Source organism: Rhizobium sp. LC145, from assembly GCF_001005825.1.
Lineage (GTDB): Bacteria > Pseudomonadota > Alphaproteobacteria > Rhizobiales > Rhizobiaceae > Neorhizobium.
The window spans coordinates 1-16476 of sequence record NZ_LBHV01000015.1 but is presented as its reverse complement, the minus strand read 5'-3'; the positions used below and the strand labels follow the sequence as shown (position 1 = coordinate 16476).

The 16476-nt window shown below is 61.2% G+C and carries 16 protein-coding genes; 7 read left to right on the top strand and 9 right to left on the bottom strand.

The annotated features are described in order from the left end of the window. Positions 1-5: 5 nt before the first annotated feature. The 3 genes from xdhB to uraH are packed head-to-tail and all read right to left on the bottom strand — an operon-like array spanning position 6 to position 4229. The gene (gene xdhB / locus YH62_RS26610) at positions 6-2372 is read right to left on the bottom strand and encodes a xanthine dehydrogenase molybdopterin binding subunit (RefSeq protein ID WP_046797347.1); all 2367 of its coding nucleotides are present in this window, start codon (positions 2370-2372) and stop codon (positions 6-8) included. Between the two features lie 3 nt (positions 2373-2375). Next, positions 2376-3857: a xanthine dehydrogenase small subunit gene (gene xdhA / locus YH62_RS26605; protein WP_046797346.1), complete on the bottom strand. Its 1482-nt coding sequence runs from the start codon at positions 3855-3857 to the stop codon at positions 2376-2378. Between the two features lie 3 nt (positions 3858-3860). Beyond that, positions 3861-4229 carry a hydroxyisourate hydrolase gene (gene uraH / locus YH62_RS26600; protein WP_046797345.1) on the bottom strand — a complete coding sequence of 123 codons (369 nt, stop codon included), beginning with the start codon at positions 4227-4229 and terminating at the stop codon, positions 3861-3863. Positions 4230-4390: 161 nt separating this feature from the next. On the opposite strand from uraH, the gene puuE reads away from it, so the two are divergent. Then, entirely contained in the window at positions 4391-5809 is a 1419-nt protein-coding gene (gene puuE / locus YH62_RS26595; RefSeq protein WP_046797344.1) for an allantoinase PuuE, read from the top strand. Positions 5810-5894: 85 nt separating this feature from the next. Further along, a complete protein-coding gene (locus YH62_RS26590; protein WP_046797343.1) occupies positions 5895-6380 on the top strand; it encodes an ureidoglycolate lyase in 486 nt (161 codons plus the stop codon). A 97-nt stretch (positions 6381-6477) separates the two neighbouring features. Here YH62_RS26590 and YH62_RS26585 read toward each other — a convergent pair whose 3' ends face one another. Both YH62_RS26585 and YH62_RS30345 read right to left on the bottom strand, forming a co-directional pair. Continuing rightward, entirely contained in the window at positions 6478-7773 is a 1296-nt protein-coding gene (locus YH62_RS26585; protein WP_046797342.1) for an NCS2 family permease, read from the bottom strand. Between the two features lie 10 nt (positions 7774-7783). Continuing rightward, complete coding sequence (locus YH62_RS30345) at positions 7784-8062, bottom strand: hypothetical protein (protein WP_137326792.1); 279 nt, start codon at positions 8060-8062, stop codon at positions 7784-7786. A 24-nt stretch (positions 8063-8086) separates the two neighbouring features. Here YH62_RS30345 and YH62_RS26580 point away from each other — a divergent pair, with 24 nt between their 5' ends. Then, the gene (locus tag YH62_RS26580; protein WP_046797341.1) at positions 8087-8911 is read left to right on the top strand and encodes a bifunctional allantoicase/(S)-ureidoglycine aminohydrolase; all 825 of its coding nucleotides are present in this window, start codon (positions 8087-8089) and stop codon (positions 8909-8911) included. A 65-nt stretch (positions 8912-8976) separates the two neighbouring features. Here the strand turns inward: YH62_RS26580 and YH62_RS26575 are convergent, their stop codons facing one another. Together YH62_RS26575 and YH62_RS26570 are read right to left on the bottom strand one after the other, a co-directional pair. Next, a complete protein-coding gene (locus YH62_RS26575; protein ID WP_046797340.1) occupies positions 8977-9762 on the bottom strand; it encodes a TIM barrel protein in 786 nt (261 codons plus the stop codon). 327 nt (positions 9763-10089) lie between these two features. Next, the gene (locus tag YH62_RS26570) at positions 10090-10989 is read right to left on the bottom strand and encodes an AraC family transcriptional regulator (RefSeq protein WP_046797339.1); all 900 of its coding nucleotides are present in this window, start codon (positions 10987-10989) and stop codon (positions 10090-10092) included. Positions 10990-11086: 97 nt separating this feature from the next. On the opposite strand from YH62_RS26570, the gene YH62_RS26565 reads away from it, so the two are divergent. The 3 genes from YH62_RS26565 (at position 11087) to YH62_RS26555 (ending at position 14346) form a co-directional block, all read left to right on the top strand. Then, the gene (locus YH62_RS26565; RefSeq protein ID WP_046797338.1) at positions 11087-11839 is read left to right on the top strand and encodes an SDR family oxidoreductase; all 753 of its coding nucleotides are present in this window, start codon (positions 11087-11089) and stop codon (positions 11837-11839) included. Between the two features lie 479 nt (positions 11840-12318). Next, on the top strand, positions 12319-13536 hold the full coding sequence (locus YH62_RS26560; RefSeq protein ID WP_046797337.1) for an MFS transporter: 1218 nt from the start codon (positions 12319-12321) through the stop codon (positions 13534-13536). Between the two features lie 63 nt (positions 13537-13599). Then, positions 13600-14346, top strand: a complete 747-nt coding sequence (locus YH62_RS26555) for a DUF899 family protein (RefSeq protein ID WP_046797336.1) — start codon at positions 13600-13602, stop codon at positions 14344-14346. 290 nt (positions 14347-14636) lie between these two features. On the opposite strand, the gene YH62_RS26550 is transcribed toward YH62_RS26555, so the two are convergent. Further along, entirely contained in the window at positions 14637-15059 is a 423-nt protein-coding gene (locus YH62_RS26550) for a DUF6463 family protein (protein WP_046797335.1), read from the bottom strand. 151 nt (positions 15060-15210) lie between these two features. Here YH62_RS26550 and YH62_RS26545 point away from each other — a divergent pair, with 151 nt between their 5' ends. Continuing rightward, positions 15211-15783, top strand: a complete 573-nt coding sequence (locus tag YH62_RS26545; protein ID WP_245282212.1) for a TetR/AcrR family transcriptional regulator — start codon at positions 15211-15213, stop codon at positions 15781-15783. A gap of 335 nt (positions 15784-16118) precedes the next feature. On the opposite strand, the gene YH62_RS31125 is transcribed toward YH62_RS26545, so the two are convergent. Continuing rightward, the gene (locus YH62_RS31125) at positions 16119-16331 is read right to left on the bottom strand and encodes a hypothetical protein (RefSeq protein WP_348625792.1); all 213 of its coding nucleotides are present in this window, start codon (positions 16329-16331) and stop codon (positions 16119-16121) included. Between the last annotated feature and the right edge of the window lie 145 nt (positions 16332-16476).

Genomic DNA, 16476 nt, shown 5'->3' with positions numbered 1-16476 from the left:
CGTCTTTACCCCTTTTTCGAAACCTTCAGACGCTCGATCGCCATCAGCACGCGCTCCGGCGTCGCCGGCGCATCGAGGCGCGGGCAAATCTTATGATCCGCCACGCTCGCCACGGCATCCGAAAGAGCGTGCAGCACGGAGATGCCGAGCGGCAGCGGCGGCTCGCCGACCGCCTTGGAGCGATGGATCGTCGGCTCATAGGCCTCCGACCAGTCGGTCAGCGCCACATTGAATATCTTGGGCCGGTCTGAGGCAAGCGGGATTTTGTAGGTGGAGGGGGCATGGGTTCTGAGCCGCCCCTTGCCGTCCCACCACAGTTCCTCCGTTGTCAGCCATCCCATGCCCTGGATGAAGCCGCCCTCGACCTGGCCGATATCGATGATCCTGTTCAGTGAGCGGCCGGTATCGTGAAGGATATCGGTACGCTCGACAACATATTCGCCGGTCAGCGTGTCGACGGAAACCTCCGAGCAAGCCGCCCCATAGGCATAGTAATAGAAGGCATGGCCTCGGCCCTTGGAACGGTCCCAATGGATCTTCGGCGTCTTGTAAAAACCGGCCGCCGAGAGCTGAACGCGCGCCATATAGGCCTTCTTCACCAGTTCATTGAATGAAATCTCGATATGGCCAATGCGCACCCGGTTGGGCAGGAAAACCACCTGATCGCGCGGCACCTGATGGCTTTCGGCGGCGAAATCGATGAGCCGATCCTTGATCTGGCGGGCGGCGTTCTGCGCCGCCATGCCGTTCAGGTCGGCGCCCGAGGAAGCAGCGGTCGGTGCGGTGTTCGGCACCTTGGCGGTGGTGGTGGCGGTGATCTTCACCCGGTCGATGTCGATCTGGAATTCCTCCGCGACCACCTGCGCGACCTTCAGGTGCAGGCCCTGCCCCATCTCGGTGCCGCCGTGATTCATGTGCACGGAGCCATCCGTGTAGATATGCACCAGCGCGCCCGCCTGGTTCGATTCCGTCTTGGTGAAGGAAATGCCGAACTTCACAGGTGTCAGCGCGATGCCGCGCTTCACGAAGCGGCTCTTGGCATTGAATTCCGCGATGGCGCGGCGGCGGCCGGCATAGTCGGCGCTTTCCTCCAGTTCCGCGACGATGCGCTGGATGATGCAGTCCTCCACCTTCTGGTGGTAGGGCGTGAGGTTGCGTGACCCCTCGACGCCCATCGCATCGTAAAAGTTCAACTTGCGGATTTCGAGCGGGTCCTTGCCGACGGCAAACGCCACCTCTTCGATGACGCGTTCCGCACCCACCATGCCCTGCGGCCCGCCGAAGCCACGAAATGCCGTGTTGGAGACTGTGTTCGTATAGAGCGGCGCCGATTTGGCATGCACATGCGGGAAGAAATAGGCGTTGTCGCAATGGAAGAGTGCACGGTCGCCCACCGGGCCGGAAAGGTCCGCCGAAAAACCGGCCCGCAGCGCGAACGTATAATCGACGGCGTGAATGCGGCCTTCCTCGTCGAAACCGACCTCGTAGTCGATGGCGAAATCGTGCCGCTTGCCGGTGGCGGCCATGTCCTCGTCGCGGTCGAGCCGGATCTTTACGGCGCGGTTCAGCTTCTTGGCGGCGATCGCCGCGATCGCCGCGCACTGGTTCGCCTGGGTTTCCTTGCCGCCGAAGCCGCCGCCCATACGGCGCACCTCGATCGTTACCGCATTGCTCGGCACGCCGAGCGCATGGGCCACCATGTGCTGCGTCTCGCTCGGACCCTGGGTCGAGCAATAGACGATGATCTCGTCATCCTCGCCGGGTATGGCAAGCGAAACCTGACCTTCCAGATAGAAGTGGTCCTGGCCGCCGAGCCGCATGCGGCCCTTCACCCGGCGCGGGGCGCTTTCAAGCGCGGTGGCCGCATCGCCGCGTTTCAGCGTCAGCGGCGTGACCACCTGCCGGTGGGTTTTGACGTCGAGGTCCCAGATGTCGATATCGGCCGGCAGTTCTTCGTACTCGATCTTCGCAAGCCGCGCGGCGCGACGAGCCTGGTCGCGCGCCTCGGCAATCACGCAGAAGATCGGCTGGCCGTGGAACTCGACCTTGCCGTTGGCGAGCACCGGATCGTCGTTCATGTAGGACGGCGAGATGTCGTTGACGCCGGGCACGTCCTCATGGGTCAGCACATCGACAACGCCTGGCGCGGCGCGCACCGCCGATAGGTCGACGGATTTCAGGATACCGTGGGCGACGGTCGAAAGGCCTAGGCCCACGTGCAGCGTGCCGGCCGGCTCGGTGATGTCGTCGATATAGACGGCTGTGCCGGCCACATGCTTATGCGCGGAATCGTGGCGAATACTGGAATGGACGCTGCCAACGATCTTTTCAGCCGTGAGATCGCCCGTGAGGTGAGAAGTGTGCTTGTTCATGGCTCACGCAGCCTCATATCTGGACACCTGCACGGGTGCCTCGCTGGACATCGTTTCGAAATGGAAACGCAGGAGAAGGTTTTTGGCCACCAATGCGCGGTATTCCGCGGTGGCGCGCATATCGGTCAGCGGCGCATAGTCTTCCGCATATTTCTCCATGGCTGCCTCCACCGTGGCCTCGGTCCAGGGCTGGCCGAGAAGCGCCTTTTCCACGGCAAGGGCCCGCTTCGGCGTCGCCGCCATGCCGCCGTAAGCAATAGTGATGCCGGCCACCGTGCCGTCAGCAGCAAGCGTCAGGCGAAAGGCGCCGAGCGTTGCCGTGATGTCCTCGTCGCGGCGCTTGGTCACCTTGTAGATCGCGAACTTCTCCGCCGCGGCGGGAACCGGCACATGCACGGCCTCCACGAATTCGCCGGGCTGGCGATCCTGTTTTCCATAGGCGATGAAGAAATCTTCCAGGGCGATGGTCCGACGGACCCCGCCCCTGCGCAGCGTCAGCGTGCTTCCCAGAGCGATCAGTGGCGGCGGCGTGTCGCCGATCGGCGAGCCGTTGGCGATATTGCCCCCGATCGTGCCCATGTTGCGCACTTGGCAACCGCCGATGCGGGTGATGAGCGGCCCTAACGCCGGAATGTGATGCGAAAGCGTGGAGATCGCTTCGGAATAGGTGACGCCGGCGCCGATTGAGATCACGCCATCCTTCACCGCGATCGACTTCAGCTCGTCGAGCCCGGCGATGAAGACCACCGGCGTGATGTCGCGCATATGCTTGGTGACCCAGAGCCCCACATCGGTGGAGCCGGCGACCACGGTCGCGGTCGGCGATGCTTCCAAGACCGTGGCGAAATCGTCGAGGCTGGCCGGCACGACCAGGCGATGCTTGCCTTCGCCGATCTCGACACGCGCGCCGTCCTTCAAAGTCTTGAGGCGCACAATTATCGTTTCGCGTTCGGCAAGCAGGGGGTCCTTCTCCGTGCCGGCATAGCTGGAAATGGCGCGAGCGGCGCGCAGGATCGGCTCGTAGCCGGTGCAGCGACAGAGATTGCCCTGAAGCGCCGTCTCGATCTCCTGATCGCTCGGGTTCGGCGTCTGCATCCAGAGCGCGTAGAGCGACATGACGAAGCCCGGCGTGCAGAAGCCGCATTGCGAGCCGTGATAATCGACCATGGCCTGCTGAACGGGGTGAAGACGCCCGTCGCTGCCGCCAAGATGCTCGACGGTCACCACATGACAGCCGTCGAGTGAACCGAGGAAGCGGATGCAGGCGTTGACGCTCTCATAGGTGAGGCCGCCGGTCGGCGTGAGGCGGCCGACCAGCACCGTGCAAGCGCCGCAGTCGCCCTCAGCGCAGCCTTCCTTCGTCCCCCTGAGCGAGCGGGAGAGGCGCAGCCAATCGAGCAAGGTCTGGTCCGGCGCCACATCGCAAAGCGCGACGTCCTGGCCGTTCAGAATGAAGCGAAGCTCGGAGCGGATCGTGACAGCCATGGTTCAGCTCCCCCGGTAGGTTGAATAGCTGTAGGGCGAGACGAGCAGCGGCACATGGTAATGCGCGCCCTCCTCGGCAATGCCGAAACGGATCGGGACGATGTCGAGGAACATCGGCTGCTGGCCAGCTGTGCGGCCGAGATAATCGCCGGCGTGAAAGCGCAATTCGTAGGTGCCGGCCTTCATGGTTTCGCCGGACAGCAGCGGTGCATCGCAGCGGCCGTCATCATTCGTATGCACGGTATGAAGATGATGGAACGCATTGCCCTCGATCCGGAAGAGCTCGACGCGCAGCCCATTGGCCGGCTTTCCAAGCGCCGTATCCAGAACATGAGTCGTCAGGCGCCCCTTTCCGTGTGACTGCGATTGCATTTTTTCCTCCCGAATACCGCATTCCTCCCCGCACTATCCGCCAGCCTCATTCCCCTGGAAAGCAGCGGTATCGTTCGAGACTTTCAAAATTTCCAAGGGGAATAACGCGCGCGATTTGCAGCTAGAAATCGGTCGCATAAGACATTCGGGAGAAGAGTTCCATGCGATATCCCCGTGATCTCCACGGTTATGGCCAGACGCCGCCCGCGGCACAGTGGCCGGACGGCGCGCGCATCGCCGTACAATTCGTCCTCAATTACGAGGAAGGAGGCGAAAACAGCGTGCTGCACGGCGACGCGGCGTCCGAAGCCTTCCTTTCCGAAATCGTCGGCGCCGCCCAATGGCCGGGACAGCGCCATTGGAACATGGAGTCGATCTACGAATACGGCGCCCGCGCCGGTTTCTGGCGACTGCACCGGCTGCTGACGGGAAAGGCCGTGCCCGTCACCGTCTACGGCGTGGCGACCGCACTCAAGCGCTCGCCCGCTCAGGTCGCCGCCATGCTCGACGCCGGCTGGGAAATCGCCTCACATGGCCTGAAATGGGTCGAACACAAGGACATGGGTCTCGAGGAGGAGCGCGCGGCGATCGCCGAGGCGGTCCGCCTGCACACGCTGGTCACCGGCGAGCCGCCACGCGGCTGGTATACCGGGCGCTGTTCGGCCAACACCATCGATCTCATCACCGAGGTCGGCGGCTTCGACTACGTCTCCGACGCCTATGCCGACGACCTGCCCTACTGGCATGAGCAGGGCGGGCGCAGGCAGTTGGTCGTCCCCTATACGCTCGACGCCAACGACATGCGGTTTGCGACGGCTCAGGGTTTCAACAGCGGCCATCAGTTCTTCAGCTATCTCAAGGATTCCTTCGACGTCCTCTATGCGGAAGGCCTTGCCGGAAGCCCGAAGATGATGAGCATCGGCCTCCATTGCCGGCTCGCCGGCCGGCCGGGCCGGGCTATGGCGCTTGCCCGTTTCATCGATTACGTCCAGAGCCATGAGAAGGTCTGGATCGCACGGCGCATCGACATCGCCGAGCATTGGGCGAAGACCCATCCTCCGCAGACCCTTGCCGATCCCCCCTCGCGTTTGTCCGAAAGCGCATTCGTCGAGCGCTTCGGCGGCGTCTTCGAACATTCCGATTGGATCGCCCGGCGTGCCTGGGCTGACGAACTGTCGCGGGCCAACGACACGGCAATCGGCCTTGCGGCAGCGCTCACCTTCCAGTTCCGCGCCGCAAGCGAGGCGGAACGGCTCGGCGTGCTGGTCGCCCACCCGGACCTCGCCGGCAAGCTGGCGCAGGCCAAACGCCTGACGGCAAGCTCGACGGAGGAGCAGGCCTCCGTCGGCCTCGATGCGCTGACGGACGAGGAGCGGGTCCGCTTCACCGAGTTGAACACCCAATACGTGGAGAAGTTCGGCTTCCCGTTCATCATCGCCGTGCGGGACAACACCAAGGCAAGCATCCTCGCCGCCTTCGAGACGCGCATCGGCAACGACCGCGACACGGAATTCGCGACCGCCTGCCGCCAGGTGGAGCGGATCGCGTTTCTGCGCCTCGCTTCCATGCTGCCTGGCTGAAGGCTCGCGTTCAAGAATCTTGCAAATCTGCCTCCGGCTGGCGACAGCCGGGGGCAGTGAGGAGACAGCAAACGGAGGAGCACGAATGAAGGTAATCGAAATCCGGCCGCTAACGCGCGAGGCCTTCGCCCCCTTCGGCGACGTCATCGAAATGGAAGGGGCGCAGAGTTTTCCCATCAATGCGGGGAAATGCATCCGCCATCACGATCTCGCAAAGGTCGAAACCACGGGGGAGAAGGCGCGGCCGATGATCAGCCTTCTCCGTGGCGAGCCCTACCCGCTGCCGCTGGAACTCAAGATGGTGGAGAGGCATCCCCTCGGCAGCCAGGCCTTCATTCCGCTGACGGCCAATCCTTTCCTGGTCGTCGCGGCGCCGGAAACGGAAAACGGTCCAGGCGAGCCGCTCGCCTTCCGGACAAGTCCGGGACAAGGCGTCAATATCGGCCGCAACGTCTGGCACGGCATCCTCACGCCCCTTGATGGCCTATCCGATTTCGTCGTCGTCGATCGCGGCGGCGAGGGCGTGAACCTGGAAGAGCATTTCTACGCGGATCCCTATCTCATCCGCTGACTTTTCGCCGACCACAAAGAAAAATCGGCCGGGCCGCAGTTCATGCGGCCCGGCCGATTTCGCTTGGGATTAACAGAACAGGTCGCTCAGTCGACCCTCAACCGTGCGAGAAGAAGGCAAAGCGGATGATGAACAGCACAGCAACGATCTGCGTGGCCGGATGGATGATGTTCCATTTGCCCGTGCAGACCTTCAGGACGACATAGCTGACGAAGCCGAAGGCCAGACCATTGGCGATGGAGGAGGTGAACGGCATGGCAAGCGCGGTGAGCGCCGCCGGTGCGGCTTCCGTCAGATCGTCCCAGTCGACTTCCGTCAGCTCGCGCATCATCAGGCCGGCGACATAGAGAAGAGCCGGTGCTGTCGCATAGGAAGGAACCGCTGCGGCAAGCGGCGAGAAGAAGAGTGCCGCCAGGAAGAGAGCGCTGACGGTCAGCGCGGTCAAGCCCGTGCGGCCGCCCGCCTGAACGCCGGAGGCGCTTTCGATATAGGCCGTGGTGCTGCTCGTGCCGATGAGCGAGCCGGCGACGATGGCCGTGCTGTCGGCCAGAAGCGCGCGGCCGAGGCGGCTGGGCTTGCCTTCCTGCACCAGTTTCGCACGCTTGGCGACGCCGATCAGCGTGCCGGTCGCGTCGAAGACCTCGACGAGTACGAAGACGAGGATGACGTGGATGAGGCCACCATGCAACGCGCCCATGATATCGAGCTGCATGAAGGTCGGCGCGATGCTCGGCGGCGCCGAGACGATGCCCTTGAATTCACTGACGCCGAGCAGCATCGAAAGCACGGTGACTGCCAGGATGCCGATCAGGATCGAGCCGCGGACCCTCAGCGAATCGAGCACCGCGATCACGAAGAAGCCGAACATGGAGAGCAGCGGGCCGGTCTGCGTGAGATCGCCAAGGCCGATTAGCGTCGCTGGATTGTCGACGACGACGCCGGCATTCCTCAGCGCGATGATGCCAAGATAAAGGCCGATACCGGCGGCGATCGCGCTTCTTAGCGAATGCGGGATGCCGGCGATCAGCCAGCTTCGCACGCCCGTCACCGTCAGGATCAGGAAGATCACACCGGAAATGAAGACGGCGCCGAGTGCCTGCTGCCAGGTGAAGCCGAGAGCGGCAACGACGGTGAAGGCGAAGAAGGCGTTGAGCCCCATGCCGGGCGCCATGCCGATCGGCCAGTTGGCGACCAGCGCCATCACGATGGAACCGAGTGCCGCGGCAAGACAGGTCGCGACGAAGATCGCATCGCGGTCCATCCCTGTCGTCGACAGGATGTCCGGGTTGACGAAGATGATGTAGGACATCGTCAGGAACGTCGTCACGCCCGCGACCAGTTCAGTGCGCACGGACGTACCGTGCTCACTCAATTTGAAAAACCGTTCGAACACATTTCCCTCCCTAGGCGAGCATCCCCGTCGCCGCCAAACAGCAATAGCCCTGCATCTCCTCCAGACGCGGGATCAAGGCGGGGAATTGTGCTTTGTTGTTGCGCGCGCCGCTAGTGCGGGATTTCTCCGCAAAAACGCAAAAGACTTTCAAATTTTTGCAGCTATTTCCGGACGATCCGATTTGCTTTTGAGGAGCGGAAAGTGCCAAAAAAGATATTTGCAAGCGAATACCTCGCCGCTGTGTTCTGCTTACAGGCACTGTTTCTGCCGGCCGGACAAGGATAATCATGTACCATATTTCGCGGAGTGCAAAGTGAGCAAGTCAACCTATTTCGCGCCGACAGGCGGCCACCCGGAACAGTCGGCGCTTCTGACCGGCCGCGCGGTCTTCACCGAAGCCTATGCCGTCATCCCCAGAGGCGTGATGATGGACATCGTCACGAGCTACCTGCCTTTCTGGAACGGCACACGCCTCTGGGTGCTTTCGCGTCCCCTGTCAGGCTTTGCGGAAACCTTCTCCCAATACATCATGGAAGTCGCCCCGGAAGGCGGCAGCGATCGGCCGGAAGTCGATCCCAATGCCGAGGGCGCCCTTTTCGTCCTCGAGGGAGAGGTGACGATCGAGCTTGGCGGAGCAAGCCATGTGCTGCGCTCCGGCGGCTTCGCGTTCCTGCCGCCCTCGAGCGGCTGGCGTCTGCGAAATCATGGATCGGCTGCCGCACGTTTCCACTGGGTCCGCAAATCCTATGAATTTGTCGAAGGGCTGGAGGCTCCGGAGCCGATCTTCGCCAATGAACAGGATATCGCACCGACGCCGATGCCGGGAACTGACGGAAAATGGGCGACCACCCGCTTCGTCGATCCATTGGACCTGCGTCACGACATGCACGTCACGATCGTCACCTTCGAGCCCGGAGCCGTCATCCCCTTCGAGGAAACCCATGTGATGGAACACGGTCTCTACGTCCTTGAAGGCAAGGCGGTTTACCGCTTGAACCAGGACTGGGTAGAAGTTCAGGCCGGCGACTTCATGTGGCTGCGCGCCTTTTGCCCGCAGGCCTGCTATGCCGCCGGACCGGGCAAATTCCGCTACCTCCTCTACAAGGACGTCAACCGCCACATGAAGCTGTCGCGCTAACGGCAGGCTTCACGACGAAGCGATGTATTTTAGGCGAAGGCCCGAACGAGGCCTTTGCCGCCGGCTCAAACCGAGGCATCGATATAGGCCATGCTGTCGCGCACCGACGCCTTGGCATCCGCAAGCGCATGAATTTCGGTGGCAAACGGCTCGAAGCTGTACGGGCCTTTGAAGCCCCCGGCGATCAAGGCCCTGATTTGCGATAGGTTCTCCAGTCGATCCGAGGCGTCCACCAACACCCGGTGAGCGTCGAGCATCTCCTCCGCCGTGAGGGTCCCATCCGTAACGCCGGAGATATGGACAAGCCCTGTCCGCTCAGGGAAAAACTCGGCCTCCCCGGCAAGATGATGGTGGAAGGTGTCGTGCACGAGCCTATAGACATCGCCGCCGTCGGCCGCGTCGATCGCCTCGATGGCTTCGCGCTTGGTGCGCAGGGACGAAATCGGAAAGCCGAGCGGCTCCACAAGCCCGGTCAGCCCGCGATCGGCCAGGATCGGCCTCATCTCCTTCAACGCCGCGACGAGGTCGCCGAATGGGACCCTTGCCCCATCGTTCAGAGGACACATGACGAGCGCCCTCGCACCGCTTGCCGCGGCATAATCGGCAAGGGCGGTAGCGCGGCCAGGCAGATCACCCGACCAGACGTTGAACGGATAAAGGGCATTGATGGAAATGATGGTGAGGCCCGCCTTTTCGGCCGCTTCCCTCACGACCTCAGGCCGCACCGTCCCGACGATATCGGGGAGATCGTTGCGGATCTCCACCTCCTTGAGGCCGAGCGCATTGGCCGTGGCGAAGAATTCGGCAAGCGTCAGCTTCGGCGCTGCGATGTGATTGATGGCAAAACGCATGTCAGACCTCGATTGTAAAGTGCCGGGCATCTTTGTCACATTTTCCCTGCCGCGAAAGTTCTAGAGGCCGCCTCAAAACCCACGACAGCAGGTCCCGACCCCAATTGCGGCCGTTCGTAGCGTTTCTGCGGCACCCGAAACCTGCCGTTCGCTCGAGTACAACGTACGACAGTGCAGGAACCGGAACCGGACGCCTTCTCTCGGCGCGGCCGCCTCAAATGCGAACGTACGATTCTCAGCCGACCATGGCCACTTCTGGCACAAACCTGCCATTCCAAAACTGAGTGATCCTCGCTGGCAGTTGGCTATATGTCCATCATCGCTTTCCTAGCCTACCGTGCGTGCATATCGAGCCGGCGGCATTCCGGCATGCCGCACAAATGCAACGCTAAAGGTGCTTGCCGACCCATAGCCCACGCGTTCCGCCACCTGATCGATCGCGAGGTTCCTGTTTCGCAATAGCTGCTTTGCGAGTGCCATGCGCCAAGCCAGCAGATACTCCATCGGGGGGAGGCCGACGATGCGGTTGAAACGCGCAAAGAAAGCCGAACGGGACAGTGCGGCTTCGTTAGCAAGATCGGCGACGGTCCAAGGATGTTCAGGGCGAGCATGCATCGCATGAAGCGCGGCCGCCAGGCGTTCATCATCCAAGCCGCGGCTCAGGCCGGGCGCGGATGTGGTTTCCGTTCCGGATCGTAACGCCTCGATCAACACTACCTCGAGAAGCCGCGCCAGCACGATCTCGCGTGCCGCTCGCTGCTCACGCGTTTCCTCGTCGACCAACTGCATCAGTGTGGCAAGCCGGGGTCGATCGCGAACGAGAACCACATCCGGCAACAGTGAGACAAGCAGAGCTGAATCCGGCGTGCCGAAGCTGCAATGGCCGATCCGCATGCGCAGATCGGCAGGACCGTCACGGCGTCCGACCCGGAAATACCCTTCGCCAACCTGTGTCGGGATCATGGCTGACAGATCGGCCGGCGCATCGATGCTCTCGTTGACCAGGTTCCGCATCGCTGGCGCGAGTACAAAGTCGCCGGCCTGAAGGATGAATGATTGATGATCGTCAAACGTGACGCGACAACTCCCCTCTAAGATCGCGCAATAGAATGGTTCGCCTGTCGCTTCACGATGAATTCGCCATGAGCCCGCACATTCCACCAGCTTCGAGAAGCGGGCGGCAGGCTGTAGCAGAGCGACGAATTCGGCAAGAGGATCGACGGTCATTATCTGGACTAACGCTAAAGAAATGCGGACTATAGCTTATATTAAGTCCTTTGTCTGGTCATTACGATAGGATCGTTTCTTTTGTATGGAGATGTCTATGCCTACGATATTGATCACCGGTTGCTCGTCCGGATTCGGTCTGGAAACCGCAAAACTGTTCCTCGAAAGGGGTTGGGACGTGATCGCGACGATGCGAACACCCAACGAAGATTTGCTGCCGGCCTCCAGGCGCCTGCGCATGCTTGCGCTCGACGTCACCGATTCGACAAGCATCGCGCGGGCAGTGGAGGCAGCAGGCCGCATCGACGTTCTGGTCAACAATGCCGGCTTCGGTGCTCCATCTCCGGTCGAACTGACAGCACCAGAAACGGTCCAGGCGCTGTTTCAGACGAATACGATCGGAACACTCGCGATGGTTCAGGCTGTAGTGCCGCAAATGCGACGACGCCGGGCTGGGGTCATCATCAACGTCACTTCCACGGTGACGGTCAAGACATTGCCGGTCGTTGGGGTCTACCGCGCGAGCAAGGCCGCGGTAAACGCCTTCACCGAGTCATTGGCGGTGGAAATGGAGCCATTTGGTGTGCGCGTCCATATCGTTCTGCCGGGCCGTGCGCCGGAAACGAGCTTTGGCGCCAATGCTCGTCCGCATCTGCGTGGCATGGACGATCCGGACTACGTCCCGCTTCTCCAGCAATTCGTAAAGAGTGTGCAGGAAGACACAGGTCCCGTGACCCATGCGCCTGACGTGGCAGAGGCGGTTTGGCGAGCTGCCACCGACCCATCTGCCCCACTGCGTATTCCCGGTGGTGCGGACGCAGAGCTTTGGATGGCCGAGGCAGGTTTGTAACCGGACCTGCGGTAGCCAAAGTGGTGACACCATTGCCGCTTTGGCCAATGAAGCAAAGGGAATGCGCCGCCGCCTGGCGAATGGCTCGTTCCCCTTGGGACCGTCGAAGGGTTGACGCTTTTTGGGGTGCGATATTCGTATTTGAGCGCAGAGCTGCCGAAGTTCGGTCACTAGGTGAAGGGCAGCTTTCCGGGCTTGGCCACCCAAAACTGGCCAGTCCATTTCCCACCCCAGTGCTGACTTCACTGAGCACTGAGCAGACTGGCCGCTTGCAGGCATTCCAGGGAAAGTGGGTGAACGACCAAAAATGAGCGTACAACCGCCTGGGGCAAACTCTGCCTCAACTAAGTGAAGCTTGATCGCGGACGACCGGCTCTCACATGGGTCGGTTAAATCCCGACACATTTGTCACTCTCGCTCGATGTCGCGCCGGCGTTAGCCTTGTGCAACTGCCACGAACGTCGAACTAGGAGGACAAGATGTCTGAACCGATCCCCAAGAGCAGCGCCTGGTCTGTATCGACCTGGCTTTCCGTCGTCTCGCTTACCTTCGGAAGCTTTGCTCTGATCAGCAGCGAATTGCTGCCTATGGCGGTACTTACGCCTATGGCTGCTGATCTAGGCGTTACGGAAGGTGCCGCCGGTCAGGCGGTGACCCTTACGGCGGTCTTTGCCGGCATCGCAGCTCCCACGGTGGCACTCATCATCGGTCGGCTGGACCGCAAGCTGATCAACCTCATGCTCTGTGCCTTGGTGGTTGCCTCCAACATCGCAGTCGCGCTCACGGCAGATTATCTTGTGCTGCTTGCCGCCCGTACGCTGCTCGGTATCGCTATTGGCGGCTTCTTTGCCCTGGCTGGTGCGACCGTGGTCCGGCTTGTCTCCATCGAAGACATGGGTAAGGGCATGTCTATCGTATTCATGGGCCTTTCCGCAGGCCTAGTCATTGCGCCGGCGGCCAGTACCCTCATCGGAGAAGCATTCGGCTGGCGAGTAGCGTTCATGGCCGCAGCCGGGGCCGGTTTGCTCGCGTTGCTACTACAGATCATCTGCTTGCCGAGCGTGCCGGCGACGGGTGCAACCAGCCTTTCGAGCCTGTTCGGCTTGCTGAAGCGGCGGCACGTGCGGGTGGGATTGGTCGTTGGACTTCTGTTCTTTGGCGGAGAAGTGTGCGGCTTCACCTTCATGCGGCCCTACCTCGAAAGCGAGGGGGGGCTCGATGCGACTTCGATCGCTCCCGTTCTATTGGTGCTCGGTCTCGCCAGTCTGCTCGGCAGCGCAATCGCCGGCGTGTTCGCCGACCGTGTGCTTCGCGATGGCTTCGCCACCACGTTCCTGGTGCTGGGGATCGCCACGATAGGCCTGTCGACCCTTAGCAACAGCTACGTCGCGGTGCTTGCCTTCGCCGCTGCCTGGGGCGTCGCCATAGGCGCGGGACCGGTGATGACCCAGACGTGGATGGGTCGTGCCGCGCCCGATCAGCTCGAGGGTGTGGGTGGGCTCTTTCTGGCCGTCATTCAGTTCGGCATTACCCTAGGTGCCATCGTCGGTGGGATCGCTGTCGACAGCTTTGGGACAAGCGCGCCGCTCTATGTGACCGCCACCTGTGCTCTGCTTGCAGCCATCCTGATTGTCACGCAACGGGCCCCCGATGTGGTTTCGCAGACGCCTGCTTCGGCATTGGCCCCTGCCGAGTGAGCGCAGGCGCCAACGCCCAACACACCAACTCGAGCGCCATCCATCAAACAACAGGAGACGATCATGTCTGATGACAAAGTAAACTCTGCAGCACCCGAAGTCGTCGATCAAGCGACGTTTCAGGCAAAGTTGGACGCATTGCGCATTCGCGAGAAGGCACATACCAGAGAGGGTGACGCAATCGCAGCGGCCCGCCGGCAGCTGCCGATGATAAAGGTCGATGGCGCCACTCCGCTCGTAGGCGAAGGTGGGCCGGTGACGCTGTTGGACGCGTTCGAGGGGCGCCAGATGCTCATCGCCTATTATCACATGTGGTTCGAAGGCAAGCCGACACCCGAGCAATGCGAGGGTTGCACTTTCTTCACGACGCAGGTGCACGAACTCTCCCATATACATTCCCGCGACGTCACTTACGCCACCTTCAGCCAAGGGTCTTATGAGGAGAGCGCCCGATACCGCGACTTCATGGGTTGGAAGATGCCTTGGTACTCGGCCCAGGACTCACTCGATACGCTGCTCGTCGGCCGCCGTATCGGATTGATGTACCTCGTTTGCTATTTGAGGCGCGGGTCTGACGTGTTCGAGACCTATTGGACCACCCGTCGTGGCGTCGAGGCGATGGATAACAGCTACCGCCTGCTCGACCTGACGGTCTATGGACGGCAAGAGGACTGGGAAGACTCGCCAGCCGGCTGGCCACAGCACTGGGGCAAAACCAACCATCCGTTTCGACGTGATGGCCGCCCCATCTCTCAATGGCGTCGCTTGAAGGAGGGACATTCCGACGATTTGGGAGCAGCTAGGCACTGAACGGCGCCAGCTTGGCTTGTGAGGTTCGTTTCGTCTGGGGCGAGCGTCACAACTGAAAAAAATCGTATCCACTCACGGCCTTGCTGTGGACACGAAGGCAAGTGGAAGTGGCGCCACTTGAAAGGGAACCTCGTGCGTGGAGGACGTCGTGAAAAAAATGTTCCCGCTGCCGACAACAGCGCCAGCAGGAGACGCTGGGCCAGAACGCCGTAAAGTCCTGCAACACGGCCTCCGGTAATGCAGCCACCCTTCCAAATGTTTTACTGAATTACTCTCTCAGGAAAATTGAGCTACGCGCGACGGACGTCACGCAAGTGAGGCACGGCTCGTTGCTGCTTAACACCGAGAATAAGACAGATCGCTATGGGAATACCTAGCGGAAAGCCGCTCACCTCGATTATTAGGGACGCGGTGACCATCCAAACCAGCAGCGACCAACCCAGGAATGCGGGGAGGAAAATCTGCCTTTTGTCCAGCCAGATCACCACAGCGCCAAGCATAATGAGTGGCACAGCAAAGCTGCCGATCGTCGACCAGAAGGCGGCATTGCTCACCAGTAGCTCGGGCGCCTGAGCGCGGAGCGGTCGCCAGTGCTCCGCCGTCCAAAGCTCAAACCTCACCCAGCCAGGGATCTCCCCTACAGCGTCGATACCCAGCACGATCATGTGCAAAATGCCGACCACCACCATCGCGATTCCGCTCCACCTGATCATAATTTCCGATCCTCGCTGTTTAAGGCCGCGCAAGCGACGTTAATTGAAGTGATCCATACGGTAGCGTACGTAGCTTAACGCCTTTCCAAAGTCCATACGCGAACGTATGGATGGAAAGATGTCTCGGCGTTCGCTCACCGGAGAGAGGTATTTGAATAGAAACACGCAAGACCTGACCCGCGACGACTGGGTTCTAGCCGGCCTAGCGGCCCTCTCCGAAGGCGGCATAGATGCCGTCCGAGTGGAGCGTCTCGCGAAACGACTGAAGGTCAGCAAGGGATCCTTCTACTGGCATTTTTCGGATCGATCAGATCTGCTTTCCGCCCTGCTTGACCGATGGGAGAGGGATTTTACGGACCAACTGATCGCCACCGTCGCTCCCCTGCCCACTCCGCGCGCACGTTTGCATGCTCTTGCCGAAGAAGTACTGAACGCAAGCAACAATGGTGTGGACGTAGCGCACGCCGAGGGGGCGTTTAGTGCGTGGGCGGTGCTTGACCCTGTCGCTGCGGCTAAAGTGCGCGCTGTCGAAGCGCGGCGTATCGGTTATCTGGTGAGCGAGCTTTCGCTTATGGGACTCGATGCGACAGATGCCGAATTGCTCTCCAAGGGCATCTACCTGGCGCTGCTCGGAGTTTTTGCCGCCCGCCGCTACAATCCCGTCCTAGCCGAGGATGACGTATTCAGGCGCATCGTTGACCTCGCGTTGGATGCCGCAAAATGACAATGATGACGGATGTTTATGGAAGACGAATATCCATGGCGCGTCCCTCACGGTCGGAAGCGACGGATCTTGGCTTCCCCCTGATGAGGGCCTCGTCTAGATCCACGGAGCTGAGGCGGTGAAGCACCATCCAGGCAGTGCCGGTCACCCGTGATCACTTCGACGCGTCGATACTCGTTAGACATAAGCTTGGCCTCAAGCCTGTGCTTAAGCCTTTCTGCTTATGCCAACGTCTTTGAACGTCGCCAGGAGAAGGCTTGCGACCGCGACCGACACTTTCGTGGATGGCTCGTAGCCGACGACCGTGAAGCTGTCGTTGAGGGCACATTTGATCTTCAGCCAGTCGCCGGTTTGTCCGGATCGATACGGGGGTCCCGGTGCTTGCCGATGATGCCTTCCAGGCCCGACTGGCAGGCATCGCGGAACATTTCATCCGGATCGTTGTCGAAGGACCATGCGGCGCCTCGGGCTTCAGGAGCGGCAGATCGGTTTCGTTGAGCAGCGGCTTGGAAGGGTGGTTTTCTCGGGCGCTCGGTCATGCCCGACATTACATCAGCGAGTTCTTGATAACATTAGAAATCACCGGCATCCGGATTTCACATGAACACCCGGCCTTGTTTTTGAGGAGCTGTCTGGAACTATGCTGGGGAAGCCTTGTTTGTGGGTGGCCATCGCCCCAGCGGCGTATCCGGT

What these genes read in the sequence shown, in the direction of transcription:
- YH62_RS26575 (WP_046797340.1), bottom strand. Translation starts at nt 9,762, where the DNA reads ATGCGTTTTGCCATCAATCACATCGCAGCGCCGAAGCTGACGCTTGCC.
- YH62_RS26570 (WP_046797339.1), bottom strand. Translation starts at nt 10,989, where the DNA reads ATGACCGTCGATCCTCTTGCCGAATTCGTCGCTCTGCTACAGCCTGCC.
- uraH (WP_046797345.1), bottom strand. Translation starts at nt 4,229, where the DNA reads ATGCAATCGCAGTCACACGGAAAGGGGCGCCTGACGACTCATGTTCTG.
- YH62_RS31125 (WP_348625792.1), bottom strand. Translation starts at nt 16,331, where the DNA reads ATGTCGGGCATGACCGAGCGCCCGAGAAAACCACCCTTCCAAGCCGCT.
- xdhA (WP_046797346.1), bottom strand. Translation starts at nt 3,857, where the DNA reads ATGGCTGTCACGATCCGCTCCGAGCTTCGCTTCATTCTGAACGGCCAG.
- xdhB (WP_046797347.1), bottom strand. Translation starts at nt 2,372, where the DNA reads ATGAACAAGCACACTTCTCACCTCACGGGCGATCTCACGGCTGAAAAG.
- YH62_RS30345 (WP_137326792.1), bottom strand. Translation starts at nt 8,062, where the DNA reads ATGATTATCCTTGTCCGGCCGGCAGAAACAGTGCCTGTAAGCAGAACA.
- YH62_RS26550 (WP_046797335.1), bottom strand. Translation starts at nt 15,059, where the DNA reads ATGATCAGGTGGAGCGGAATCGCGATGGTGGTGGTCGGCATTTTGCAC.
- YH62_RS26590 (WP_046797343.1), top strand. Translation starts at nt 5,895, where the DNA reads ATGAAGGTAATCGAAATCCGGCCGCTAACGCGCGAGGCCTTCGCCCCC.
- YH62_RS26565 (WP_046797338.1), top strand. Translation starts at nt 11,087, where the DNA reads ATGCCTACGATATTGATCACCGGTTGCTCGTCCGGATTCGGTCTGGAA.
- YH62_RS26555 (WP_046797336.1), top strand. Translation starts at nt 13,600, where the DNA reads ATGTCTGATGACAAAGTAAACTCTGCAGCACCCGAAGTCGTCGATCAA.
- YH62_RS26560 (WP_046797337.1), top strand. Translation starts at nt 12,319, where the DNA reads ATGTCTGAACCGATCCCCAAGAGCAGCGCCTGGTCTGTATCGACCTGG.
- puuE (WP_046797344.1), top strand. Translation starts at nt 4,391, where the DNA reads ATGCGATATCCCCGTGATCTCCACGGTTATGGCCAGACGCCGCCCGCG.